The sequence below is a fragment of the Ruegeria sp. HKCCD9138 genome (assembly GCF_057220975.1).
In genome coordinates this window covers 551496-576677 of the sequence record NZ_JBWVAZ010000001.1, presented here as the reverse complement: position 1 = coordinate 576677, position 25182 = coordinate 551496, and the positions used below count along the sequence as shown (strand labels likewise).

General features: G+C 57.2%; 28 protein-coding genes. 9 read left to right on the top strand and 19 right to left on the bottom strand.

What is annotated here, in order from left to right; genetic code table 11:
• Window positions 1-43 precede the first annotated feature (43 nt).
• The gene (gene rpsI, locus AC2TEL_RS02915; RefSeq protein WP_424833688.1) at window positions 44-529 is read right to left on the bottom strand and encodes a 30S ribosomal protein S9; all 486 of its coding nucleotides are present in this window, start codon (window positions 527-529) and stop codon (window positions 44-46) included.
• A 6-nt stretch (window positions 530-535) separates the two neighbouring features.
• On the bottom strand, window positions 536-994 hold the full coding sequence (gene rplM, locus AC2TEL_RS02910) for a 50S ribosomal protein L13 (RefSeq protein ID WP_039536983.1): 459 nt from the start codon (window positions 992-994) through the stop codon (window positions 536-538).
• A 243-nt stretch (window positions 995-1237) separates the two neighbouring features.
• Here rplM and AC2TEL_RS02905 point away from each other — a divergent pair, with 243 nt between their 5' ends.
• On the top strand, window positions 1238-1618 hold the full coding sequence (locus tag AC2TEL_RS02905; RefSeq protein ID WP_480861830.1) for a nuclear transport factor 2 family protein: 381 nt from the start codon (window positions 1238-1240) through the stop codon (window positions 1616-1618).
• Here the strand turns inward: AC2TEL_RS02905 and AC2TEL_RS02900 are convergent.
• A complete protein-coding gene (locus tag AC2TEL_RS02900) occupies window positions 1608-3011 on the bottom strand; it encodes an aminotransferase-like domain-containing protein (RefSeq protein WP_480861831.1) in 1404 nt (467 codons plus the stop codon). The two genes, AC2TEL_RS02905 and AC2TEL_RS02900, sit on opposite strands and share 11 nt — an antisense overlap.
• A gap of 98 nt (window positions 3012-3109) precedes the next feature.
• Between AC2TEL_RS02900 and AC2TEL_RS02895 the strand changes: the two genes are divergently transcribed.
• Window positions 3110-3337: a DUF1127 domain-containing protein gene (locus tag AC2TEL_RS02895; RefSeq protein WP_480839668.1), complete on the top strand. Its 228-nt coding sequence runs from the start codon at window positions 3110-3112 to the stop codon at window positions 3335-3337.
• Window positions 3338-3399: 62 nt separating this feature from the next.
• On the opposite strand, the gene AC2TEL_RS02890 is transcribed toward AC2TEL_RS02895, so the two are convergent.
• On the bottom strand, window positions 3400-3843 hold the full coding sequence (locus AC2TEL_RS02890; protein WP_480901727.1) for a PaaI family thioesterase: 444 nt from the start codon (window positions 3841-3843) through the stop codon (window positions 3400-3402).
• A gap of 30 nt (window positions 3844-3873) precedes the next feature.
• On the opposite strand from AC2TEL_RS02890, the gene AC2TEL_RS02885 reads away from it, so the two are divergent.
• The 4 genes from AC2TEL_RS02885 (at window position 3874) to gluQRS (ending at window position 7771) form a co-directional block, all read left to right on the top strand.
• Window positions 3874-4686: an enoyl-CoA hydratase gene (locus AC2TEL_RS02885; RefSeq protein ID WP_480901724.1), complete on the top strand. Its 813-nt coding sequence runs from the start codon at window positions 3874-3876 to the stop codon at window positions 4684-4686.
• Window positions 4687-4936: 250 nt separating this feature from the next.
• Complete coding sequence (gene trmFO, locus AC2TEL_RS02880; RefSeq protein ID WP_480901722.1) at window positions 4937-6277, top strand: methylenetetrahydrofolate--tRNA-(uracil(54)-C(5))-methyltransferase (FADH(2)-oxidizing) TrmFO; 1341 nt, start codon at window positions 4937-4939, stop codon at window positions 6275-6277.
• A 37-nt stretch (window positions 6278-6314) separates the two neighbouring features.
• Complete coding sequence (locus AC2TEL_RS02875) at window positions 6315-6929, top strand: class I SAM-dependent DNA methyltransferase (protein WP_480901720.1); 615 nt, start codon at window positions 6315-6317, stop codon at window positions 6927-6929.
• Entirely contained in the window at window positions 6926-7771 is an 846-nt protein-coding gene (gene gluQRS / locus AC2TEL_RS02870; RefSeq protein WP_480901718.1) for a tRNA glutamyl-Q(34) synthetase GluQRS, read from the top strand. The genes AC2TEL_RS02875 and gluQRS overlap by 4 nt, the downstream gene beginning before the upstream one ends.
• Window positions 7772-7817: 46 nt before the next feature.
• On the opposite strand, the gene hisI is transcribed toward gluQRS, so the two are convergent.
• Window positions 7818-8207 carry a phosphoribosyl-AMP cyclohydrolase gene (gene hisI / locus AC2TEL_RS02865; RefSeq protein ID WP_480839655.1) on the bottom strand — a complete coding sequence of 130 codons (390 nt, stop codon included), beginning with the start codon at window positions 8205-8207 and terminating at the stop codon, window positions 7818-7820.
• A gap of 48 nt (window positions 8208-8255) precedes the next feature.
• Between hisI and AC2TEL_RS02860 the strand changes: the two genes are divergently transcribed.
• Window positions 8256-8708 (top strand): iron-sulfur cluster assembly scaffold protein, encoded by a 453-nt coding sequence (locus AC2TEL_RS02860; RefSeq protein ID WP_480839653.1) that lies wholly within the window; start codon window positions 8256-8258, stop codon window positions 8706-8708.
• Between the two features lie 59 nt (window positions 8709-8767).
• Window positions 8768-9406 carry a MarC family protein gene (locus AC2TEL_RS02855; protein ID WP_480839651.1) on the top strand — a complete coding sequence of 213 codons (639 nt, stop codon included), beginning with the start codon at window positions 8768-8770 and terminating at the stop codon, window positions 9404-9406.
• 184 nt (window positions 9407-9590) lie between these two features.
• Here AC2TEL_RS02855 and AC2TEL_RS02850 read toward each other — a convergent pair whose 3' ends face one another.
• The 5 genes from AC2TEL_RS02850 to sciP form a co-directional block, all read right to left on the bottom strand.
• Complete coding sequence (locus tag AC2TEL_RS02850) at window positions 9591-9713, bottom strand: hypothetical protein (RefSeq protein WP_480901716.1); 123 nt, start codon at window positions 9711-9713, stop codon at window positions 9591-9593.
• 112 nt (window positions 9714-9825) lie between these two features.
• A complete protein-coding gene (gene recG / locus AC2TEL_RS02845) occupies window positions 9826-11916 on the bottom strand; it encodes an ATP-dependent DNA helicase RecG (protein WP_480901714.1) in 2091 nt (696 codons plus the stop codon).
• A complete protein-coding gene (ligA, locus tag AC2TEL_RS02840) occupies window positions 11913-14165 on the bottom strand; it encodes an NAD-dependent DNA ligase LigA (RefSeq protein WP_480901712.1) in 2253 nt (750 codons plus the stop codon). The genes recG and ligA overlap by 4 nt, the downstream gene beginning before the upstream one ends.
• Before the next feature lie 125 nt (window positions 14166-14290).
• Entirely contained in the window at window positions 14291-15007 is a 717-nt protein-coding gene (ctrA, locus tag AC2TEL_RS02835) for a response regulator transcription factor CtrA (protein ID WP_480901710.1), read from the bottom strand.
• 84 nt (window positions 15008-15091) lie between these two features.
• Window positions 15092-15385, bottom strand: a complete 294-nt coding sequence (gene sciP, locus AC2TEL_RS02830) for a CtrA inhibitor SciP (protein WP_480840228.1) — start codon at window positions 15383-15385, stop codon at window positions 15092-15094.
• A 131-nt stretch (window positions 15386-15516) separates the two neighbouring features.
• On the opposite strand from sciP, the gene mnmA reads away from it, so the two are divergent.
• Window positions 15517-16662, top strand: a complete 1146-nt coding sequence (gene mnmA / locus AC2TEL_RS02825) for a tRNA 2-thiouridine(34) synthase MnmA (RefSeq protein ID WP_480901707.1) — start codon at window positions 15517-15519, stop codon at window positions 16660-16662.
• Here mnmA and AC2TEL_RS02820 read toward each other — a convergent pair.
• The 9 genes from AC2TEL_RS02820 to rseP form a co-directional block, all read right to left on the bottom strand.
• Window positions 16659-17240 (bottom strand): hypothetical protein, encoded by a 582-nt coding sequence (locus tag AC2TEL_RS02820; RefSeq protein ID WP_480839640.1) that lies wholly within the window; start codon window positions 17238-17240, stop codon window positions 16659-16661. The two genes, mnmA and AC2TEL_RS02820, sit on opposite strands and share 4 nt — an antisense overlap.
• Complete coding sequence (gene lpxB, locus AC2TEL_RS02815; RefSeq protein WP_480901705.1) at window positions 17240-18397, bottom strand: lipid-A-disaccharide synthase; 1158 nt, start codon at window positions 18395-18397, stop codon at window positions 17240-17242. The genes AC2TEL_RS02820 and lpxB overlap by 1 nt, the downstream gene beginning before the upstream one ends.
• Window positions 18397-19191, bottom strand: coding sequence for an LpxI family protein (locus AC2TEL_RS02810; RefSeq protein WP_480901703.1), 795 nt, complete (start codon window positions 19189-19191; stop codon window positions 18397-18399). The genes lpxB and AC2TEL_RS02810 overlap by 1 nt, the downstream gene beginning before the upstream one ends.
• A gap of 4 nt (window positions 19192-19195) precedes the next feature.
• Window positions 19196-19981, bottom strand: a complete 786-nt coding sequence (gene lpxA / locus AC2TEL_RS02805; RefSeq protein WP_480901700.1) for an acyl-ACP--UDP-N-acetylglucosamine O-acyltransferase — start codon at window positions 19979-19981, stop codon at window positions 19196-19198.
• The gene (gene fabZ / locus AC2TEL_RS02800) at window positions 19978-20451 is read right to left on the bottom strand and encodes a 3-hydroxyacyl-ACP dehydratase FabZ (RefSeq protein ID WP_480839634.1); all 474 of its coding nucleotides are present in this window, start codon (window positions 20449-20451) and stop codon (window positions 19978-19980) included. Before fabZ ends, lpxA begins: the two co-directional genes overlap by 4 nt.
• A 72-nt stretch (window positions 20452-20523) precedes the next feature.
• Complete coding sequence (locus AC2TEL_RS02795) at window positions 20524-21102, bottom strand: OmpH family outer membrane protein (protein WP_480839632.1); 579 nt, start codon at window positions 21100-21102, stop codon at window positions 20524-20526.
• Between the two features lie 12 nt (window positions 21103-21114).
• A complete protein-coding gene (gene bamA, locus AC2TEL_RS02790; protein ID WP_480901699.1) occupies window positions 21115-23475 on the bottom strand; it encodes an outer membrane protein assembly factor BamA in 2361 nt (786 codons plus the stop codon).
• 129 nt (window positions 23476-23604) lie between these two features.
• Entirely contained in the window at window positions 23605-23748 is a 144-nt protein-coding gene (locus tag AC2TEL_RS02785; RefSeq protein WP_480839628.1) for a hypothetical protein, read from the bottom strand.
• Between the two features lie 76 nt (window positions 23749-23824).
• The gene (gene rseP, locus AC2TEL_RS02780; protein WP_480839626.1) at window positions 23825-25177 is read right to left on the bottom strand and encodes an RIP metalloprotease RseP; all 1353 of its coding nucleotides are present in this window, start codon (window positions 25175-25177) and stop codon (window positions 23825-23827) included.
• Window positions 25178-25182 lie beyond the last annotated feature (5 nt).

Here is a 25182-nt window from a genome sequence, read left to right as displayed (position 1 = left end):
CTCGCAAATGCGAGCCCTTTGAATTTGCGCACTCGGCAGCGAATTAACGCTTCGAGAACTGGAACGAACGACGCGCTTTGCGCTTACCGTATTTCTTACGTTCAACAACGCGGCTGTCGCGGGTCAGGAAGCCAGCAGCTTTCAGGGCACCACGCAGCGAGGGATCGTACAGCTGCAGCGCTTTCGAGATGCCGTGCTTGACCGCACCGGCCTGACCGGTCAGGCCACCGCCTTTGACGGTTGCGACAACGTCGAACTCACCTTCCACACCGGCAACCTGGAACGGTTGGCGCAGGATCAGCTGCAGAACGGGGCGTGCAAAATAAGTGTCCTGGTCTTTGCCATTCACGGTGACTTTGCCGGAACCCGGCTTGATCCAAACGCGGGCAACTGCGTCTTTACGCTTGCCTGTAGCGTAGGAACGGCCCAGCTCGTCACGTACGGGTTCACGCACGATGACTTCTTCGGCCACGGTTTCAACGCCTGCGACGGCGCTCAGCTCTTCGAGAGTATTGATCTGATCAGCCATCGGTCATTAGCTCCGGGTGTTTTTCTTGTTCATGGACTTGACGTCCAGAACTTCGGGGGCCTGGGCTTCATGCGGGTGCTCGGCACCGGCGTAAACGCGCAGGTTGGTCATTTGCTGGCGCGCCAGACGGTTGCCCGGCAGCATGCGCTTGACCGCCTGGGTCACGACGCGCTCGGGGTGAGCACCTTCCAGGATCTGCTGTTTGGTGCGCGACTTGATGCCGCCCGGGTGGCCAGTGTGCCAGTAGAAGTTCTCTTCACGCTTCTTGCCGGTCATCTGGATTTTGTCAGCGTTGATCACGATGACGTTGTCGCCCATGTCCATGTTCGGGGTGAACGACGCTTTGTGCTTGCCACGCAGGCGCATGGCGACGATCGAGGCAAGACGGCCCAGAACAACGCCCTCGGCGTCGATCAGGATCCATTTCTTGTCGATGTCTGCAGGTGTTGCAGAAAAGGTTTTCATGGCAGGATAGTCCTGTTTGATGTGAAAGACCGCCCCAAGTCGGAGCGGTCCGAATTCGATGGATGGGTATTTAGAGACAGTCGATAATCACGTCAAGAACAACAGAGCGTATTTAATCGCTGCTTTTCAATGGCTTACTAAATAGGTATTATTTTACCCCAATTTTTTGCAACATTGTGAAGCACCAAAATTTCTCAGCTTCTTAAATCACACTATTCTTTTAGTCAGATTTGGAGTCCCGCCATGCAAAATCTACAACAAACAATCAACAACTACGAAGCCGCGTGGCAAGAAACCGACGAAGGGAAACGGCTTGATCTGCTGACGTACTGTTTTGCGGAAAACGGTCGCTATGTAGATCCGACTGCAGATGTCAGTGGGCGTGAGGCGCTGTCCGCTCATATTGGCAAGGTTTTAAAAAACTCTGATGGAACTGTCGAGATTACCAGCAACCCAACCAACCATCACGATGTGATCCATTTCACGTGGCACATGGTTGGGCCGGATGGAAATGTATATGTGGCCGGCCATGATTTTGTTCGACTTGATGTCAGCGGCAAGATTGCCTATCTGGCTGGCTTTTTTGGCGACCCCGTCCCACTGGGGGAAAGCGTCAAACGCTGATCTGTTCCGGCGGATTGTCCAGCAACGCACGTAGCCGCAGCATCGCATCCTCGAACTGGTCCAGCGTCACGTGTCCGTTCATGGCGATGCGAACGGCATTTGGCGCCCTTCCATCCCTTAGCGCGAACTCATCGGCCGAACGTAGCTGAATCCCCTCACGCTCTGCTGCCCGGCTGAAGGCAGCTGATCGCCACCCGGATGGTAGGTTGAGCCAGACAAAAGGTATGTCTGCATCCCAATTCAGATCAAACCCACCTAGCGCATTCACGGCCACCCTTACGTATTCGCTCATTTTCGAACGAACATCCCGGGCGAGTTGACGTGACCGGGGATCCGTCAGCAGTATTCGGGTCAGTTCTGCCAGAGGCTGCGCCAGGCCAAAATACCCGTATTCTGCGGACCTGCGCAGGTCTCCACTTCGTTCTTTTGGCGCAACCGCAAAACCGACCCGCAAGGCTGGAGTCAGGGTTTTGGAAATCGATGACACATGCCAGCCCCGCTCTGGCGCCAGCGCGCGATAGCTTGGGGCGCGGGCCTCTCCCATCCGATAGCAGTCGTCTTCGATGATCTGAAGGTCATGGCGGCGAGCGATTTCGATCACTTCTTTGCGGCGTTCAAGTGGCGAATGCCCCCCGGTCGGGTTTTGCACTTCCGGTGACACACAGATGGCCTGAGCGTGTGTGTGGCGTAAAACGTGGTCCAGCGCTTCCGGGTTGATCCCCCATTTATCCAGTTTCACGCCCATCACCTCGGCGCGCATCAATTCCCCGGCCCTGCGGAACCCGGCATATGACAGGTCTTCAACCAGAACGACGGGTTTAGGGCCGGTCAGAACCGTCTGGAACACGACGCACAGGCCGCTTTGCCCGCCATGAGTCAACACAATGTCGTCCGCGTTCAAAGCGCCGAGCGGCAGGTCCGACAACCAGTCCACCACAGCCTGCCTTACAGGCTGGTAAGCATCCCGTGTGGGATAATTCATGAACATACGCGGATCGCCCTTGGCGATATTGGACAAGCATTCCCGGATCAGTGTCACCTGCCCTACATCCGGCAGGCGCGGGCTGAACAGACTGACATTGGCGTCATATTTGTCGTCCCGAAGGTGCAATTGCCGTGACCAGACATCGTCCAGGATCGGCGATCGCGGCGGCGCTACGAATGTACCACGTCCGACTTCGGCTTGTAGCAAACCCTCATCAGTCAGGATCGTATAAGCCCGTGCAACCGTCCCTGGCGTGATTTGTAATCTATACGCAAGCTCCCGCACCGGAGGCAGTTTTGTTCCGACCTCCAGTGTTTTGTTTTCAATCGCTTTTCGGATCGCATCCGCAACCAGCGTATACTTTGGCCCCTTTGCTTTGGGGAGCGCCTCGGGCCAAATTGTATCCATTACAATTCTTCCTTTGATTTTGACACAATCCTGAATGTATCAAATACATGTACCGAACATTTATTCTTTGTGTCAATACAATTTGAAAGGATACCCAGATGACACGCTCAATGCACAACCCCGCCCTTTTGGTGCTGAACGACAGTCCCCGACTGCCGCTGATCGCCGCGCTGGCCGTGCGGTTTGCGGCGACGGTCACAAAATGGGAACAACGCCGTCGCAGCCGCGTCAATCTCGGTCGCCTGGATGACAGGCTGCTCCGCGATGTTGGTTTAACAAGCTATCAGGCGCGAGATGAATCCAAACGCTATTTTTGGATGGAGTAAGTAATCCCCAGTCCCATTTTTTTTGGGACCTCTTCCTGGGCCGGGGCTTGCCCCGGCCTTTTTTATCCAAAGGCAGCCGCTGCCGAGCCTTCGGGTGGGATCGAATAGGTCATGCTTGCCCGCGCCACCGGCTTGTCCGAGCCTTCCGAGAACATCAGGACATCTCCGACCGCAAGGCTTCGCCCTAGCTTCAGCAGCCGGCATTCAGCAATCATATCCGCGGCACCTTGAGGTTTTCGCAGGAAATCCATCGAGCAGCTTGTCGTAACGGCCAACGATTGCCGTCCCTTACGGGCAAGCACCATCGCATAGACGCTGACATCCGCCAGCCCGAACATGGACGGGCCGGACACTGTGCCCCCAGGGCGCAGGTGGCGGTCTTCGACAACGAGGCGCATGGTGATCGTGTCTTCGTTCAAATCTTCGACGACGAAATCCTTGTGAACCTGAGGAAAGACCTGAGCGAGATATTCGGTCAATTCTTCTTTGTTCATCGCCAATGACATACTTTCCCTCCCTGCCTTGCCGCCCTACAGTTGGCCGACACTCAGCGGGAGGGCAAGATGGCAATTCTGGAACGTAACGACACGGGCGCAATTGCGCACCTGACCATGAACGCCCCAGAGCGGCTAAATGCCCTGAGTGACGAGTTGTTGGCAGCACTCCAAACCAAACTGGATGCCTTGCGAAATGACCGCTCGATTCGGGTTGTGGTGCTGTCTGGCGCAGGCAAGGCGTTTTGCGCGGGCCACGACCTGAAACAGATGACACAGGGCCGACAGGCCGAAGATGGTGGAAAGGCATATTTTCAAGACTTGTTCGCGCGTTGCGCACGGATGATGATGTCGATTCAGGCCCTGCCCCAACCCGTCATCGCCCGGACCCATGGCATCGCCACAGCCGCCGGTTGCCAACTGGTGGCCACTTGCGATCTGGCCGTAGCCGCTGAAGGAACGCGATTTGGCGTGAACGGCGTGAATATCGGGCTGTTCTGCTCGACGCCGATGGTGGCGCTCAGCAGAAATATCCCGCGCAAACAGGCATTCGAGATGCTGACCACGGGCGACTTTATTTCTGCAGAGCGCGCCCAGGAACTGGGCTTGATCAATCGGGTCGTTCCCGAAGCGCTGCTTGAACAGGAAACTATCGCACTGGCAGAGCAGTTGTCGAAGAAACTCGGCGCAGCCGTCAAAATTGGAAAACAGGCGTTTTATCAGCAGCTGCAAATGCCACTGGACGAGGCATATGCCTATACCGCCGAAGTAATGGCGCAGAATATGCTGCACCGGGACACCGAAGAAGGAATTTCCGCATTTATCGAAAAAAGACCGCCAAATTGGCAGCAGTAACGCAAATATTCCAGATAAATTTAGCCACTGTTCGCATTTTTTCACTTTTCAAAAGGGCGACACTGTGGCAATGGTGGGTCAAGGCTAAGGCCTGAATTGTGCTTTTGGGTCGCCGTGGGCGGAAGGTCCCTCCAAGCTGGTTTCTCTCACCGGCGTTGACATTCCCGCAGCGGCGACCCCAAGACTTCCCGAAAAAACACCGTTGAAACGCGCGTTGCGTATGGCTGCGCTCTGCCCTATTTGGCTGCTCATGACACAGAGATTGCATATCGTTGGCGGCGGCATGGCCGGGTCCGAAGCCGCCTGGCAGGCTGCTGAAATGGGTGTGGATGTCGTCATCCATGAAATGCGGCCCAAAGTTGGCACTTTTGCGCATCAGACCGGCAACCTGGCCGAGATGGTGTGCTCGAACTCATTCCGTTCCGACGATGATGAACAGAATGCTGTTGGGTTGCTGCATTGGGAAATGCGGGCGGCAAACGGGCTGATCATGACCACAGCGGATGCGCACCGCTTGCCCGCCGGTGGCGCGCTGGCGGTGGATCGGGATCCGTTCGCCGAAACCGTTACCGCCAAACTGCAGGCCCACCCCCGCGTTTCCGTGACAGCGGAAGAGGTGACGACACTGCCTGAGGCTGGCAACTGGATCTTCGCCACGGGTCCATTGACCTCGCCGGATCTGGGTGCTGCGATCCGTTCCGAGACGGGAGCCGAGGCACTGGCCTTCTTCGATGCTATTGCCCCGATCGTTTACGCAGACAGCATCGACATGAGCCAAGCCTGGATGCAATCCCGTTATGACAAGGGCGAGACCGAAGAAGAACGCACTGCCTATCTGAACTGCCCGATGGATCGCGATCAGTACGAAGCGTTCATCGATGCATTGCTGGCCGCCGAAAAAACGGAGTTTCACGACGGTGAAACTGCGGGCTATTTCGACGGCTGTTTGCCAATCGAGGTTATGGCCGAACGCGGACGCGAAACGCTGCGTCACGGTCCTATGAAGCCGGTCGGACTGACCAACCCGCATCAACCCGATTTGAAACCCTATGCTGTGGTGCAATTGCGTCGGGACAACGCTCTGGGAACGCTGTTCAATATCGTGGGCTTCCAGACCAAGATGAAATACGGCGCGCAAACCGATGTTTTTCGTATGATTCCCGGCCTTGAAAGCGCCAGCTTTGCGCGTCTGGGCGGGATACACCGCAACACATTCATCAACTCTCCGACCCTGCTGGACGCACAAATGCGGTTGAAATCCCGGCCCAACATTCGTTTCGCCGGCCAGATCACCGGTGTAGAGGGCTACGTCGAAAGCGCGGCAATGGGATTGCTGGCCGGTCGGATGGCAGCAGCAGAAATGCTGGATCGTTCCCTGCCCGAAGTTCCGCAGGATAGCGCGATGGGTGCATTGATTCACCACATTACCGGCGGGGCCGAGGCCAAGACATTCCAGCCGATGAACGTGAATTTCGGCCTGTTTCGCCCAGTTGATGGTCTGAAAGGCGGGCGGCGCGGCCGAAAGGATCGTTACAAAGCCTACACTGATCGCGCCAAAGCCGCATGGACCGAATGGCTGACGAATTGCTGACTGGACGCAGCCCCGCGGCTGCGCCTAACATGGCTGAATGAGCGAAAAGTTTCTGAACAACACCTACAATCTGGATAGCGCTGAAGACACTCAGAAGCACTATCAGAAATGGGCAGCGTCCTATGACGACGAAGTCGCGGAAAACGGCTATATCACCCCGACCCGAGCTGCCGAGGCCCTTTGGTCCAAGCGACCGGAACCGGAGATTCCGATTCTGGACTACGGTTGCGGAACGGGCCTGTCCGGTGTGGCCCTGAACAAGGTTGGTTTTCGCGTAATCGATGGCAAGGACCCGTCGCCTGAGATGTTGGAAGTTGCGGCGGCAAAGGGCGTCTATCGCACCTTGTCGGGATTCGAGATTTCCGATCCGAACCCGTTGGAACAGAACGAATATTCGATAATCACAGCGATCGGCGTGATCGGAACAGGTGCGGCACCACCCGAAACCTTTGATCTGCTGATGAAGGCGCTGCCACGGAATGGTCTTCTTGTGTTTTCATTGAACGACCACGCGCTGGCCGAGCCGGCCTATTCCGTTCGTCTCAACGACTGGTTGGATATGGGTGCTGCTCGCCTTCTGTTTCGCGAGTATGGCCCACACTTGCCAGGTATGGACATGAAGTCCGACGTATATATTGTTGAAAAAGCGTGACATTCATTACACGTTTCGCACCATCACCCACGGGACCATTGCATTTGGGGCACGCCTATTCCGCGTTGTTGGCATTTGACATGGCAGCGGCCCGCAGCGGCCAGTTTCTGCTGCGGATCGAAGATATTGATCAATCTCGTTCGCGTCAGCATTGGGAAGATCAGATATATGATGATCTAAATTGGTTAGGGCTGGTTTGGCAGCAGCCCGTCATGCGGCAATCGGATCGGCTGCAACAATATCGTGCCGCATTGGACATACTGATTGCGAAGGAGCTCGTTTATCCCTGCAGTTGCAACCGCGCGGACATTGAAGCAGCCGCCGGTGCGCCTCAGGAAGGCGTTCCGCAGTTTGGCCCGGACGGGCGCATTTATCCCGGAACGTGCCGACATCGCCTCATGTCCGATGCGGGGCCAAATGATGTCCTGCGCCTGAACGTCAAGAAAGCGCTGGAAACCCTTGATTTAAGGATTTTTCAAGAGACCGGCACGATGCACCTTGGACATCATTTGCTGGATCCAGGGTGCCTGTTGCGGTCTGTTGGCGATTTTATTCTGGTGCGCCGCAACATGGGCAGTTCCTACCATCTGTCCGTGGTCGTCGATGATGCCGATCAGAAGATCACCCATGTCGTTCGCGGCGAAGACCTGTTTAATGCAACACAAATACACGTCCTGCTTCAGACCCTGCTCGGCTTGCCTACACCAGTCTATCACCACCACCGTCTGATCCGGGACCCATCCGGCAAGCGCCTCGCCAAACGGGATGACGCCCGCGCAATCGCCAAATATCGCGCCGAGGGTGCCTCGCCCGCGGATATCAAGGCCATGGTGGAGCTCTGACACCCGTCAATGATGAGCGCACCGGCGAAGCCTGCTGGCGCAAATCTCACCCCATGGGTGACATCAATTCCACCTCGACCCCGTCCCTTATGGCAGTGTAGAAGCAACTGCGCCGGTTTGTATGGCAGGCCGGGCCCGTTTGCCGAACCACAACCAATAGGCAATCCCGGTCACAATCGACCCGAAAGTCGACAAGCTCCTGCACGTGGCCCGAACTTTCGCCCTTCACCCAAAACGCCTGACGGGATCGCGACCAATAGGTCACGCGCCCCGATGTCAGTGTCCGATCAACGGCTTGCGCGTTCATCCAGGCCATCATCAGAACCTCGCCTGAACTTTCATCCTGCGCGATCGCAGGTATCAGCCCCGCTTCGTTGAATTTGAGCGTCGACGGGTCGAACGAGACAGTGTGCGACATGGCAAAAACCTTTTGCATCCCAGAGCGTGGCCACTATGTATGAGGAACAGTCAACGAGGGAAAGCCATGTCCGGCGAAACTGACCTGATCAAGCTTTATTCCGGGCGCATTCTGGCGCTTGCGGCGGATATTCCGCATCTGGAGCGGCTGGATAACCCTGATGCAACAGTGAAAAAGCGTGCCCCGTTGTGTGGATCGACAGTCACTGTCGACGTGAAAGTCCAAGACGGTCACATTTCCGAGTTCGGACAGGACGTCAAAGCTTGTGCACTGGGTCAGGCGTCGGCTTCGGTCGTAGGCAATGCAGTAATTGGCACCACGCGTGCTCAGGTGGAAACGGCCCGAGACCAGTTGTCCGCCATGCTGAAAAAAGGCGGCCCTGCCCCGGATGCTCCTTTCGACGGGCTGGAGGTTCTGATGCCCGCACGCGAGTACAAGAATCGCCATGCGTCGATCCTGCTGGCACTTGAGGCCACTTCCGAGGCGATGGAGCAGGCTGAACAGGCCAATTGCGCGTAAACGTGGTGTTTCCCGGCAAACCCGTCTAGTCTCATGACAATTTTGAGGGAGGGACCGGTTTGAACAATCTGCTAGAGCATTTCGTGACGCTCTGGGTTGTCATAGACCCGATTGGAACGATCCCCGTATTCATTGCAGTCACAGCTGGTATCGAAGCGTCGGCACGGCGAAAAACCGCACTGCTGGCCTCTTTGGTCAGTGCCGGTGTGTTGATGTTCTTTCTGGTCTTCGGGCAATTGCTGATTGAAGCATTGGATATCGGCCTCAATTCCTTCCAGGTGGCCGGTGGGATCATTCTGTTCCTCTTTGCCCTGACCATGATCTTTGGTGAAAGCAAACAGGACATCGAACAGCGTCAGGCTGAGGAAGACCTTGAAGACAAGATGCACAAGACCAACCCGGCGATCTTTCCGCTGGCCGTGCCGTCGTTGGCCTCGCCCGGTGCGATGCTGGCAATCGTCATTCTGACCGACAACAACCGTTTCAGTGCTGCCGATCAGGGCATCACTGCGCTGGTGATGCTTTCGGTGCTTGCTATTGCCTTTGTTCTAATGCTGCTGGCAGAGCCGATCATTCGCTGGATCGGCCATTCCGGAGCCGCAATAATCAGTCGGATAATGGGCATGATTCTGGCATCGGTGGCAGTGAATTCGGTTTTGTCTGCCATGCTTGCAATCATGAAAACCGGTCAACTGTAAAAAAAACCGCCGCTCCTTCCGGGCGAAAGGGCGGCGGCAGGTCATGCGTGTCTCGCGTGGGGTCCGGGTTTCCGCGTGGGGCCGAGGCAGGCCCCTACAAGGGATTTGGGACAGGCAGGTCACCCTTGACTGAAATGGGGATGACAACGCGGGCTTACCGGCACGAGATCGCAGGCAGAAAGGGTCAGAAACCAATCGGAAGGTGCAGGGCAACCATCAGCATAACCACCAAGGACGCGACACCCGCTGCATCCTGCAAAAGCGTGGCCTGCGAACGGCTGAAAGCGATCTTGATCTGGGTCAGCATGGTTTCACCTCCGGTCAGAGCATTAATCCTTTGTTGACCTTTTGTTCTCATATTTTCTTGAGTCGGTAAAGAACTTTTTGAGAACATTTGTGAACTTACGGGAACAAATTGACTAACCCACTGAAATCAAACGGATCGCCTGATCCTGTTTCATCAACCACAACAGCACTCGTGCTGCCTGCCCCCGTTCGGAAGTCAGTTTGGGATCACCGGCCAACAAAGCCCGCGCGTCAGATTGTGCCACTGCCATCAACCCGGCCTGACGTTCCAGATCAGCGATACGAAACCTTGGAAGACCAGACTGGGCCGTACCAATCAGATCACCGGCCCCCCGCATCTGAAGGTCAGTTTCGGCGATGCGAAAACCATCCTCGGTTTCGCGCAATACCTCCAACCGCTTTCGACCTCCGTCGCTGAGTGGCGCCTGATACATCAACAGACAAGTCGAGGCATCCTCGCCGCGCCCGACGCGGCCCCGCAACTGGTGAAGTTGCGCAAGACCAAAAATTTCGGCCCTCTCAATGACCATGATTGTCGCGTTCGGAACGTTCACCCCAACCTCGATGACCGTGGTTGCCACAAGAACCTTCGTCAGCCCGGTCTGAAACGCCGCCATGGCCGCGTCCTTTTCAGCCGGTGGCATCTGTCCATGAACCAGCCCGACAACACTTTCGCCCAGCAATGCACGCAGTCGCTTGAACCGCTCTTCCGCGGCTGTCAGGTCCGACACTTCCGATTCGTCCACCAAAGGGCAAACCCAGTAACACTGTTTGCCGTCCTCAATCGCCCGCCGGAGGTGGGCCACGACCTCGTCCATCCGCTGCGTGCTGACGATTGCCGTTTTGATCGGTTTGCGACCGGGCGGTTTTTCATCCAGGACTGAGACATCCATGTCGCCATATTGAGCCAGCGCGAGGCTACGCGGGATCGGTGTTGCGGTCATGACCAGAACGTCCGCGGCCTGCCCTTTTTCGGACAGTTCCATGCGCTGGCGCACACCAAACCTGTGCTGCTCATCGACAATGGCCAGACGCAGATCGTGGAAGTCCACATCCCCCTGAAACACGGCATGAGTTCCCACCAGTATATGGATATCACCCTTCTTGAGCGCCGCCAGTTTCGCCCGCCGCTCGGCGCCTTTGTCGCGTCCGGTCAGAATCTCCAAAACTACGCCGGCCTCTTCCGCCAATGGGCGTAACCCTTCAAGATGCTGTCGGGCCAGGATTTCCGTAGGCGCCATCATGACACCCTGCCCTCCGGCCTCTACCGCAATCAAAAGCGCAAGAAATGCCACAAGTGTCTTGCCTGCGCCCACATCTCCCTGCAACAGACGGTTCATCCGGGCCTCGGACGCCATATCGGCCGAGATTTCGTCAATTGCCCGAGTCTGCGCCCCAGTTGGACGATACGGGAGGCTGGTCAAAACTTTCGACTGCAGCTTTCCGCTGCCGACACTGACAATGCCACACGCCTTTCGCTCGCGTTGGCGCGCCAGCGCAAGCGTCAGCTGATGTGCAAACAACTCGTCATAGGCCAGCCGCTCGCGCGCGGGCGCGAATAGGGCCACATCGTCCGCGCCTTTTGGATGGTGCGCGGCTTGCATGGCCGAATTCCAATCGAGCCAGCCCGCTCTGTCGACCTGCGCCGGGTCTGCCCATTCCGCCAGTTCAGGGGCTCGGGCCAAAGCGCTTTGCGCCGCTTTGTACGCTGTTTTCTGGGTTACCCCTTGCGTCAGGTGATATACGGGTTCGAATTCCGGCAACTCGCCTGCCTCTTCAGGCGGTACGATGTGATCCGGATGCACCATCTGCGCCAAGCCATCGAAAAGCTCTAGCTTGCCCGACACGACCCGGCGCGCGCCCTGGGGCAGGATCTTCTTCAGATAGTCGCCTCGGGCATGAAAGAACACGAGCTGGAATTCGGTCTGGCTGTCCTCGACATGGATACGGTAGGCCCCACTGCGATTTCGGGCGGGGCGATGCGCGCCCACCGTAACCTCAACCGTTATCGTCGAGGGCAAGTCGGCCCCTTTGATCGTGTCGCGCCGACGTCTGTCCACCACCGCATATGGCAGCGAGAAGAGTACGTCACGCGGGGTCTCGATTCCCAGTTGCGCCATGTTCTGCGCAGTCTTGGGGCCCACCCCTTCAAGCGTTTCCAGCCCGGCAAAAAGCGGGAACAGTTTCTCGGGGCGGCCCGTCATGCGTCCCCGATAAGCTGCAACCAGCCGTCTTCATCCAGGGTTTCAATCCCCAGTTCGGCCGCTTTCTTGGCCTTCGACCCCGCGCCCGGCCCGGCAACCAGCAGGTCGGTCTTTTGGCTCACCGAACCGGACACTTTGGCGCCCAAGGCCTCGGCTCGGGCTTTGGCCTCGGCTCGGGTCATTTTTTCCAAAGTACCTGTAAAGACAACAGTCTTGCCGACGACAGGGCTGTCCGTCGCCGGTGCGTCCGGAGCCACAATCGTTAAATGAGCGCGAAGATCGTCAAAGGCCTTCCGCTCATCCTCATTGGAAAAGGCGTCGGACAGTGACAGACCGAGCGTCGCGCCAATTCCGTCAATTCCGGTTAGATCCGACCAGGCGCTGGACGCCGCCGCCGGTACGTTCAGCGCCATTGTTGCCGCATCACGAACCTCTTTGACCCGCGCCCGGCGGTTTTCGGTCGACGCCGCAATCCTTTCGGCCTCTTCCGCCTCATCGGCGTTTCGATACGCCAACGCAGCAGGACGAGCGGTATCGATGGCCTGCGCCATGGCGTCCCAGTCACGATAATAAAGCGCCAGATCGCGCGCGCCGACCTCCCCAACATGCCGAATGCCGAGGGCAAACAAAAGGCGCGCAAATGGGATTGTCCGTTTTTCATCGATTGCGGCGAACAGGTTACTGGCCGAGGTTTCACCCCAACCATCCCGGTTCTTCAGCCGTGAAAGGTTCCGGGCATCCCGCGCTTGCAATGTGAAGATATCGGCGGGCACTTTTATGGGCAGGTCCGGATCGTCATAGAACATCTCGATCTGTTTTGCGCCAAGGCCTTCGATATCAAAGGCCTTGCGAGAGACGAAGTGTTTCAGCTTTTCCACAGCCTGCGCCGGACAGATTAGCCCACCAGTGCATCGACGTACCGCATCACCATCTTCGCGAATGGCATCGCTGCCGCATTCAGGGCATGTTTCGGGAAAATCATAGGGCTGGGCGTCATCCGGCCTCTTGCTCAGGTCTACATCCGAGATCTTGGGGATCACATCCCCAGCCCGGTAGACCTGCACCCAGTCGCCAACGCGTATGTCCTTGCCTTCCCGGATCACTCCGCCTTTGGCGTCGCGACCCGCGATGTAATCTTCATTGTGCAAGGTGGCATTCGAAACAACCACACCGCCAACCGTCACAGGGTGCAATCTGGCCACCGGGCTCAGCGCGCCGGTGCGCCCCACCTGAATGTCGATCGATTCAAGCCGGGTCCAGGCTAATTCGGCCGGGAACTTATGCGCAATGGCCCAGCGGGGCGTTGTCGACCGAAACCCAAGCCGGGACTGAAGGCCCAGCTCGTTGACCTTATAGACGACACCATCGATGTCATAACCAAGGGTCGCGCGTTGCGCTTCGATCTGGCGGTAATGATCCAGCATTTGCTGAGTTGTGCCACACAGGTGCGTCAAGTCGTTGACCTGAAAACCCAGTGCTTTCAGTCGTTTAATCGCCTCCATTTGTGTATTTGCCAAGGGCTCGGACAGCTCCCCCCAGGCATAGGCAAAGAACCGCAACGGGCGCGAACGCGTGATCGACGCGTCCAGTTGCCGCAATGAACCGGCCGCCGCATTTCTGGGATTGGCGAAGGTTTTGCCGCCCGTTTCGTTCTGCCGCGCGTTGAGCGCATCGAAATCGGCGTGAGACATATAAACCTCACCGCGCACCTCTAGCACGTCAGGCGCGCTGTCGATCTGGTGAGGAATGTCCGACACGGTCAGCGCATTGGCGGTTACGTTTTCACCAACTTCGCCGTCGCCACGCGTTGAGGCCTGAACCAGTTTGCCATTCTCGTACCTAAGAGACAGCGAAAGGCCGTCGATCTTCGGCTCGGCCGTATATGACAGAGACGTATCGTCAGACAGACCGAGATACTTGCGAACAGAGCGATCAAAATCAGCCACATCCGACTCGTCGAACGCATTGCCCAGGGACATCATGCGAACGGCATGCGTGACCTTGGAAAACCCTTCTGCGGCGCGCGCACCAACCTGCTCAGTCGGGCTGTCCGAATGTTTGAGATGCGGAAAACGTTCTTCGATCGCCACGTTCCGACGTTTCAGAGCATCGTAATCCGCGTCCGATATCTCGGGCGCATCTTCCGCGTGATACAGTCGGTTGGCCCTGTTGATCTCAGTGGCGAGCCGCTCCAATTCGGCGCGCGCCGCGTCTTCGGTCAGCTCTGATACCGGAATGGATTCGCTCATGGCCTCGCCCTGTCACGTATTCTTGGACCCCAGTGATAGGGCGAGGCCATGGCTAGGTCCAGTACTGTGCTGAGCCGTGAGTGAGCTTGCCGCCCTGGACCAGAGACGGCAGTCAGTGATTGTAGTCAGGCGCCGACCGCCATGCGGGTTTCGTCGACACTACTTGCCTGAGGATCGCGCAGGACATACCCGCGGCCCCAAACCGTTTCGATGTAATTATCGCCGCCAGTTGCATTGCTGAGCTTCTTGCGCAGCTTGCAGATGAACACATCGATGATTTTCAGTTCCGGCTCGTCCATCCCGCCGTAGAGGTGGTTCAGGAACATCTCTTTGGTCAGCGTCGTTCCCTTGCGCAGGCTCAGGAGTTCAAGCATCTGGTATTCCTTACCGGTCAGATGAACTGTCTTGCCTTCGACCTCGACCGTCTTGGCATCAAGATTCACTGCGACACGGCCGGTTTGGATGATGGATTGCGAGTGTCCTTTGGACCGCCGGATGATCGCGTGGATACGCGCAACCAGCTCCTCTCGGTGGAACGGTTTGGTCAGATAATCGTCCGCCCCAAACCCAAAACCCTTGATCTTGCTTTCTGTATCGTCCGCGCCGGACAGGATCAGGATCGGTGTTTCGACCCGAGCAATTCGCAGTTGGCGCAGAACCTCATGCCCGTTCATGTCCGGCAGATTCAGATCCAGCAGTATCAGATCATAGTCGTAGAGCTTCGCAAGATCTATGCCTTCTTCGCCCAGGTCCGTCGCATATACGTTCAGGTTCGCATGTGTCAGCATCAACTCGATGCTTTTGGACGTTGTCGGATCATCCTCGACAAGAAGTATTCGCATTTCACTGCTCCAATTCAGTTCAATCTTTCCAATTAAAATCGAGCCTGAACAAAAATGGTTAATCCGACGTTACCGTTGAATCATTTATTCACTTTCCCCTTTAGGTTGTCGATATTTTTTTAGTGCGGTCACTTTCAACGCATCGACGCCGTGTTCGGCAACCATCGATACCCATGTGTTGAATTCTTCGTCGCTGATACCGTATTGTTTCTTCGCATCCGACAGGGATATCAGCCCGTAAAGCACGCCCCGCACCACCAGGATCTTGCGCGATGCGACCCATCTGCGCGTATCCGCCGGGGGCAGATCTGCGCGCGTCATGATCGATCCATCCGGCAGCGTGATCGACCTTGGCCCTTCCACTTTGTGCAAATACATCTTGTTACCCTTTTCCTGCTGCATCAAAGCTGGCACCAGCCTACTTAAAACAGAGTGAAACCGCCCCTTGAGAGTGTGTAGAATTTTCCTATATTCTGCCGGTCTTTCTTAACCCGGACTGGAACCGCCAAATGGCCCTTGATACCGAGACACCGCTGAACTCGCTTGGCTTTGCCAAACCGCCCTCGGAAACGCGGGTGGTGGTTGCCATGTCCGGCGGCGTGGACAGTTCGGTCGTTGCGGCCCACCTGGCGGATCAAGGCTATGACGTGGTGGGTGTGACGTTGCAGCTTTATGACCACGGCGCGGCCTTGGCCAAGAAAGGTGCGTGCTGTGCCGGGATCGATATCCACGACGCGCGACGGGTCGCCGAAGAGCGCGGCTTCCCGCATTACGTTCTGGACTATGAAAATATCTTCAAGGACGCGGTGATTGACGAATTCGCCGACAGCTACCTTGCAGGCGCGACCCCTGTTCCGTGTATTCGCTGCAATGAACGCGTGAAGTTCAAGGATCTGCTTGAGACCGCCAAGGACCTTGAGGCCGACTGCATGGCAACCGGTCACTACATCCAGCGCAAGATGGGCCCGAATGGGCCAGAGCTGCACAGTGCAGAGGATGCCAATCGCGATCAGTCATATTTTCTGTTCTCGACGACACCGGAGCAGCTGGAATTCCTGCGCTTTCCACTGGGCCACCTGCCGTCCAAGGACGCAACGCGCGAGATGGCCGCGCAATACGGTCTGGCCGTGGCGGACAAACCCGACAGTCAGGACATCTGCTTCGTACCCAATGGCAACTATGCCAGCGTGATCGAGAAACTGCGCCCCGGTGCGGCGGAACCGGGTGAGATCGTCCACGCCGATGGCCGCGTTTTGGCGCAACACAACGGCGTCATCCATTACACGATCGGCCAGCGCCGAGGTTTGGGCATCGGCGGCCTCAGCGACCCGCTTTATGTGGTCAAGCTGGACGTCGACACAAAGCAAGTTGTCGTTGGGCCAAAAGAAATGCTGGCCACGCGCATCGTTCCGGTGCGTGAGATCAACTGGCTGGGCGACGAACCCTTCACTTCGCGCGATGAATGGCATTTGTCTGTCAAGGTCCGCTCGACCCGCCCGCCGCGCGAGGCGATCATCCGGCCTTCGTCGGACACCACGGCCGAGGTCGAACTGCTGACACCCGAAGAAGGCATTTCGCCGGGGCAGGCCTGCGTTTTCTATGCGAATGAAGGCAGCCGCATCTTTGGCGGCGGCTGGATCTGGCGCGGGTATTAAACCGCGTCAGTCCACGAATTGCTGAGGATATAAAGCCCGGCGCAGATCATGACAAAAGGCACGAGACGTTCCAGTCTTTGCGCCAACACACCGGTCATGAAGCTGGCCCGTGCGCCCATCAAGCCCAAAAGCGCCAATCCGAACGCCGCCAATGTCGCGCCAATCACCCCGGCCGCCCGAAAGCTGGGAACCGAATCCGCCAGCAGTGGAGCCAAAACGGCGAACGTGTCCATCGACAGGCTGATAAACAGCATCATGGTCATGAGCATCGATGCGCTTGCGGACACGCGCGGGGCTTCCTCGGACCGTTGGCCCCAAAATTGTCGGATCACGCCGATCACCCCGAGTGTCAGCGGGATCACTCCAAGATATCCGGCCCATTGCGGCACCACATCCTCGACCCCCAAGGCCAGCAACAGAGCTGCATAGATCACGATGATCTGCGCCAGCAAGAACCCGAGGACCGCACGCTGCGGACCGGAAACCATCATCAGCGCCAACAGAGCTGCCAGATTGTCGAGGTTCGTCAGTACCTGCGCCATGAACGCCGAAGCGGCAAAGACCACATGATCCAGCATCACGTACCCATCCGTTCCAGAACCGCGCGGGCGGCGCGCAAACCCGGCGCCTCTCCTCCGCGTCCCAATCGTTCCATCGTCAGGGCCATGGCTTCGCGCTGGTCGTCAGGGTTGGCGGCGACCCGCGTCAGGGCCGCAGCGATTTTGTCGGGCTGGCAGTCATTCAGCAGACATTCCGGCACCGCGCGGGTCTCGGACACCAGATTGACCAGTGTAACTGTGTCCAGCTTGACCATCCGCTTCGCAATCTGGTGCGTCAACCAGTTCAGGTTATAGGCAATCAACATCGGAGTCGCTTGCGCCGCCAGCTCCAGTGAAACGGTCCCTGACGCTGCCAATGACAGGTCCGCTGCGGCAAAAGCCGCGCGTTTTTGTGCCTGAGCCTGATCCGAAGGCAGGGATCGCGGGTCGACGACCACAGGTTTGCCCGGCCAGTTTTTCGTGTGTTCCGATACCGTTTCAACCATATGAGAGACCGCCGGTACGACGACGCGCGTCGTCGGGCGATCCCTCAGGAACAGGGACAGCGCCTGCCCGAAGACCGGCGCAAGGCGGTCGACCTCTCCCCGGCGCGATCCAGGAAGAGCGAGAAGCAGCGGAGCATCGCCGAGATCATGGGCGGAACGAAACGCCGAGATATCCTTAGCCGTGGCGATGGGTTCGTTCACGACCGGGTGTCCCACAAAGTCACACTCCATACCGGCGCGTTCCATATAGGGCGGTTCAAATGGCAGCAGGGCCAGAACGTGATCGATGACCTTTGCCATCTTGTCCGCCCTTCCAGGTCGCCAAGCCCAGACCGAGGGCGCGACATAGTGGACAGTGCGGATAGCGCTGGCGGCCTTGACCAGCTTGGCGACGCGCAGCGAAAAGTCCGGGCTGTCAATCGTGATCAGGACATCAGGTTGGGTATCCAGCACGGCCTGAGCTGTCTCGGAGATCCGGCGTTTGAGATGAAAGAACTTCGGCAGAACCTCGACCAAGCCCATGACACTGAGCTCGGCCATTGGGAACCTGCTTTGCAGCCCTTGCGCCTGCATCAAGGGACCACCTACGCCGTCGAACTCAACATCCGGGACGAGAGCCTTCAAGCCCTCCATCAACGCACCGCCCAACCGGTCGCCCGAGGGTTCTCCGGCGACCAGAAAAACGCGCATCAGACAGCCCGCTCGCGAACGGTCAGGAACAGGCCCAGCCGATCACATTCCTCGATGACGCGACCCCGCTGCAGGACTAGAACTCCGCCCTTTTCGATGACGATCCCGGACAGCCCTGCGGCCACGGCACCCGACACGGTATCGGGCCCTATCGCCGGCAAATCCGCGCGCCGATCCTGATCAGGTTTGGGCCCCTTGAACAATACGCCGCCCCCTGCGTCCGGTCGCTGGGTCAGGGATTGCAACATCCAGGCCGTGCCGAAAATACTCTCGATGGCCAGCGCCTGCCCTTTCAGGACAACGCAGGCCTGACCGACATCCGCAGCGCCCATTGCGCGCAGTACACCGGCAGCACGGTCGGCGTCTGCCAAATCTGCGTCAGACGGTTGGGCCTCGGTCAGGCAGCCCAAAGGTGGTAAAAGTTCGGGTGCAATCTGATGGGCGGCGCGAACATCCAGGCCCGCGTCCTCGAATATCCCGATGACGGCACGCAGGGCACCGTCGTCCCCGGACATGATCGCCTTTTGCAGGATTGGAACCAGAGGCATCGTTGCGGAATCAATACGCGCGGGATCGACAACCGGTCGACGCACTGCCCCTGCCATGCAAATCTGCGCTACACCGCGCGACTTCAACTCGGCAATGAAACTGCCGAGTCGTTCAAGAGGAAAGACCAGCTCGGCCTTCAGGTGGTCGGGTTCGAACCCTTCCAATGCACAGATCAGCGGGCGCTCGGGCAAAACGGAAACTATTTCATCCGGCAAAGCGCCCGTGCCTGCGATCAGCGCCAGCATGAAGTCATTTCCCCGGTGTCAGGAAAGAACGATCGGTGTCGCCGGTCACAAATTCGACAATCCGGCGCACATACTCGCTCTCGGCGTCCTCGCCCAGACGCTGCGCACGATCCATGAAAGTTCCCTCACCTTCGGACAGCTCTCGGAACGCTGCGCGCAAGGCCGAGATGTCGGCCCGTGTCACACCCCGTCGCTTGAGCCCGACCAGATTCAGCCCATCAAGTTCGCCGCGAGGCGCCTGAACGAGACCATATGGGATCACATCCTTGGCGACCATAGTCAGAGCCCCGATGATGGCGCCCTGTCCGACCCGCACCCACTGGTGCAGGCCCGAGATGCCACCGACGATCACGTCATCCTCAATGATGCAATGCCCAGCTGCACCGGCATGGTTGACCATGATGACACGGTTACCGATCTGCACGTCATGCGCCACGTGAACGCCGGCCATCAGAAGACAGTCATCTCCGATCCGGGTTACGCCGCCGCCGCCCTCAGTTCCGGTATTCACCGTTACGTGTTCACGAATACGGTTGCGCTTGCCGATCTCAAGACGGGTATTTTCGCCGCCAAACTTCAGATCCTGCGGAATCTCACCGATAACCGAGAAGTTAAAGACCACGCTGTCATCGCCAATCGATGTATCGCCGGTCACCACGACATGCGATTTCAGCTCCACCCGGTCCCCAAGACGCACCTGCGCACCAACGTAGCAGAACGGGCCGATCTTACAGTCCTGACCAATCTGCACGCCGTCTTCAATTATTGCGCTGGGATGGATTTCGCTCATGTCGTCTTTTCCATGTCCCAGTCTACATAGGCCGAGAATTCGGCCTCGGCCGCAACCTCGCCATCGACGGTTGCGCGACCGCTGAATTTGAAGATCTTGCCGCCTTTTTTGCCGCGCACCGTTTCGACGTGCATCTCAAGGACATCGCCCGGAATGACCTTGCGACGGAATTTGCACTTGTCGATGTTCATGAAGTAGATCAGCAACTCGCTGTCGATGACATCCATGCCGACGCCCAGCATGACACCTGCGGTCTGCGCCATTGCCTCGACAATGGTCACACCCGGCATGATCGGAGTACCCGGGAAATGCCCCTGAAAATGCGGCTCGTTCATGGTGACGTTCTTGATACCAACCGCAGACTGATACCCTTCGATATCCACAACTTTGTCAACCAGGAGAAACGGGTAACGATGCGGTAGAATGCGCTGAATCAACTGAATGTCGGCACTCTTGGTTTCCGTGGTCATGGTGCAGATGTCCCGTTCTGAATTTTTCTGTTCCGCGTGGTTAGCAATACCAGTCCGCAAGGGCAAGCGGAGCTATTCGCTGCGCCCGTTTTCAAGCGCGCTCCCGTCACCGATCGCGGCATTGATCCGTGTAATTGCGGCGTCGGTGATGTCAGACGCGTCCGAACTCAGGAATACGCTGGACCGTTCGATAATGATCGAGGCGCCGGTTTCACGCATCAGCTCGATCAATACCGGCTGTGCCATCTCGACAAAGGTGTTGCGCGCCTCTTCGCTGCGTCTGGCCAAGGCATCAAGTTTTGCACGTTGGCTTTCGCGGTGCTTCTGAACCTTTTCGTCAAAGGCTTCTGCCAGAGGGCGAAACTCTTCAGCCGTCAGTTCAGCCCGCTTTTCTGTCAGTTCCCGTTCTTCCTTGCTGAGTGCCTCGATGATACGCTCGTTTTCCTCAGCCAATTCCGCGCTTTCCACTTCGATTTCGCGAAACACACGCTGTCCAAAGGCAGATCCGGAAAAAAGCCGTTCACCCGAAATCGTCAAAACGCCGGACTGCGGCACACCCAATTGCTGCGCGCTGCCCCCGCCGGCTGCCACCATCGCAAGAAAAGCACACAGGGCCCAGATCGGGCCCTGCAATTTCTTTAGCAAACTCATGAACATACGTCCTTAGAACTGAGCTTGAATGGTCAGGTCGAAGTTCTGCTCTTTGTCAAAGCTTTCTTTTTTCAAAGGTTGTGAGAAGTTGAACCGCAAGGGCCCAAACGGCGTAGTCCACAGAACCGACACTCCGATCACGTGACGGATGGATCCGTTCGCACCAACGATATTGGCTCCAGCCGTGTTGACATTGTCGATGTTGTAAAGGTTGCCGACGTCATAGAACACACCACCACGCAAACCAAGCTCTTCGGGCAGACCCAGCGGGAAATCGGACTCGAACCGGGCAACCCAGTAGTAGTTGCCACCGATAGCGTCATCCTGACCGTTCGACAAATCGCGCGGACCGAGACCGGCAGGTTCAAAGCCGCGGAACGTACTTGGGCCCAGAACAAAGCGGTCAAGAGTACGGCTGAAGTTGTTCCCGGTCCAATTCAGGGCCCCAAGCTCGAGCGTGGCGCGCAAAACCACCTCTTCGTTCAGCACTCTCTGCTGTGCGATCGCGCGGGCCGTCGTCTTGATGTACTCACTGTCGCCACCCAATCCGGCGGCATCGATATTCGCCTCAAGAAGCACACCCGCATTAGGGTTCAGTCCACCCAATCGGCTATCATAGACGTAGGAAAGACCAATTGAGCTGGCAGTCTGCTTACCCTGTGCAATTTCCGAAGCGATCACCGCTCCGCTGGTCTGACCGCTTTGCTGGGTCATTTCGCTGCGGTTCCACCCATACCGCAATCGAAGCGAAGACAATTCACCGATGGCGTAACTTAGCTGTGGATTGAAGAACACGGTTTTTGTGTCGAACGTCGCAAAGCTGGAATTGGTGGATGCCAAACCGGTTCCCAAATCGAACCGCAGCCTTCGTCCCAGAAGATAGGGTTCACTAAAGTTGATCGTGTATTCCTCGGCATCCTGGGCAGTCGACAGCGTAACGCCAAGGTTCTGACCGCGACCCAGGAAGTTGGACTCGTTCAGACCGATTGCAATCCCGAAACCATCGGACACAGAGTAGCTGCCGCCCAAGCTAAGCGAGCCTGTCGGCTGTTCTTCTACATCCACGTCCACGATCACCTGGCTGGGGGTAGAGCCTTCGCGGGTTTCGACGTCGGCGACTGAAAAGAACCCGAGCGCCCGGATGCGTTCCGCGCTCTGGCGAATTTCGCGCGGATTGAACGGATCACCTTCGACCGTGTCAAACTGGCGGCGGATCACCTGGTCCAGAGTTGTGGTGTTGCCCTCGATATCGATACGTTCGACGAAGATCCGAGGCCCTTTTGTCAGAACAAACTGCACATCCAATGTAAGATTGCGTTCATTGCGAGTGACGCGGGGCTCGACGCGCAGGAAGTCGACACCCTGCTTGATGCCCAGACGTTCCTGACGCGCAATCGAGTTTTCGATCAGCGTAGGCGAATAGACTACACCCGGTTTGATCTTAAGCGCGTCCTGATAGGCTGCCGCGTCGACACCTGGAATCTCGCTGACAGTCGAAATCTGCCCGAACTTGAACTGCTGCCCCTCGGTGACATTGATGACCAGAAAGAAAGCGTCCCGTTCACGGGTCAGTTCCACATTCGCACTGTTGACGCGGAAATCTGCGTACCCGCGCGACAGATAGAAATCGCGCAGAACCTGTTTATCGAACTCGATCCTATCCGCGATAAATGTGTCGCCGCGCAGGAAAGTGCGCAGAAAATTGGCCTGCTTGGTTTCCAGTACGCGGCGCAGACGTCGATCGGAAAAAGCACGGTTGCCGACAAAGCTGACGCGCTCGATCTCGATGGTTGTGCCTTCAGCCACTTCAAATACCAGATCGACCCGATTATCGCTGCGGCGGATGATACGCGGAATAACAGTGGCAGCGATTCGACCCTGCGCAGAATACACTTCGGCAATCAGATCGGCGTCTGCTTCGGCCATTTGCGGGGTAAAGACACGTCTGGGCTGGGACGATATCGCTTCCAGAAGGATATCGTCTTTGATGCGGCGATTCCCTTCGATGCTAATCTGGTTGATTGTGGGGTATTCCTCAACTTCGATGACCAGTGTGCTGCCGCGCGGGGTCAACTCAACTGTCTCAAAAACGCCACTGTCAAGCAAACGCTGAAAAGCGTCGTTTAGCTGCCCAGCCGTCACCGTCTGACCCGCTTCGATTCCCGTTCGCGCGATGATGGTCGAGGTTTCGATCCGGCGATTTCCCTCAACTTCGAAGTTCGTGATCGTGTAGGTTTGCGCCTGAGCCGCTTGCGGCAAAGTCAGTAAACTCAGCGCTACAAAGAGAAAAAGAAACGTTAGTGCTCGCCACAAAATCTTGCCTTGCGACAATTTCAAGCCGCAGAATGTGCCCGTGCCTCTGCTGTCCGCCATTTTATTTTTCTACCCAGAATTTTCAGACTTTAGCAGTTGAGTAGCGGGAATGACCTGTCTTGTCAAAAGACGAAACGGCACATGCGCACATTGATTTGTGCGGGCATCAAACTGACAATTTGGGAAGAATCAAAGACCTGCGAGATACGCACCAGCAGCCAGCGCCAACGCGGTTACACCAAAGCTCAGCAGCGTGTCCCAGTTCAGCATGAACAGGAAACTGAAACTCCGGTATGATTTTTGCAACGCCTTGGTCATTTCGACACGATCCATTGGTCTGACTTCAGTTGAAACAGTAACCGCAAAATGAGGCATTTTTGCGTCCCAACCGTGCAGGCAGCGCCATAATTTAGCAGAACAGGTCGTTGCTGACCGAAAACAGCATCAGCGAAAGTATGAGAGTTATTCCAATCCCCATCAGCACCCGAAGCGCTTTGTCGCTGGGCGGCTTTCCCGTCACCGCTTCATAAGCATAAAACACCAGATGCCCGCCATCCAGCGCCGGGATCGGGAACAGGTTGAGCAATCCGACGGCCGTCGACAGAACAGCGATGAAAAAGACGAAGTTTTGCGCGCCCTGGCTGGCCATCGCGCCTGACGTTTCGGCGATACCAATGGGACCGGATATGTTGCAGGTGCTGATCGCGCCGGTGATCATATGCCATATGCCGGAAAGCGATCCCTCGATAATGCGGACCGTCTGACGTACTCCGCCGGTCAACGAGTCCCAAACCCCGGCGGGAACCGTCTCTGGTTCCAGCATCATTCCACCGACAATGCCAATGCGCCAATGCGTTACGAACCCACCTTCCGCTTGCGGTTCATCCGTCCTTCTCGGAGCCAGAGCGAACTCGAGTTCGGCCCCGTCCCGCCAGACATTTAACAGCAGCGGCCGCCCATCCGAGCTTTCGACATGTTCCTTGAGCTGTCCAAATGCAAATATCGGGTCGCCATCAATCGCGGTGATGACATCGCCCGCCTGCAATTGAATGTCCATCGCCGCACTGCGCGGCGCAACCTGTTGAATCAAAGGCGGAAACAGCCATGGCGCGGCCACATCCAGGGTCTGCCCATTACGGATAACCGTATAGTCGAGGACTGGTTCGACGGGCAATTCACTAGTGAACTCGGACCACGTGCTCTGATCATCGAAATCAGGGGTCGTGATGCCGGCAATGGCTACGATCTCGTCCCCTTCCTGAAGGCCCTGAACCGTCCCCGGAAGAGGATGCAGCGAACCAACGGTCAATGGCTCTCGCGACACGCCCTGTGACCAGAAGATCAGGCCAAAGACGAGGACGGACATTGCGAAATTGAACACAGGTCCGGCCGCGACGGTTGCAGTACGGGCCCACAGGGGCGCCCCGTGCATGGTATGTCGAAGCTCTTCCGGGTTTTGCTCGGAAATTTCGTCCATTGCAGCATCGTCTTTCCCGGATGCAGCGTTGGCATCACCCAGAAATTTGACATAACCACCAAGCGGCAACAACGCCACCTGCCATCGGGTGCCGCGTTTGTCGACGCGGCTCCAGAGTACGGGACCGAAACCGATCGAAAACACCTCGGCATGGATACCTGACCAGCGACCCACGATGTAGTGGCCGTATTCGTGCACGGCGACGATCACAGACAACGCCACCACAAAGGCCAGCACGGTATACAGCAAGCCACCAAATTGAGGGATAAAAGAGAATATGTCCAAAAGTC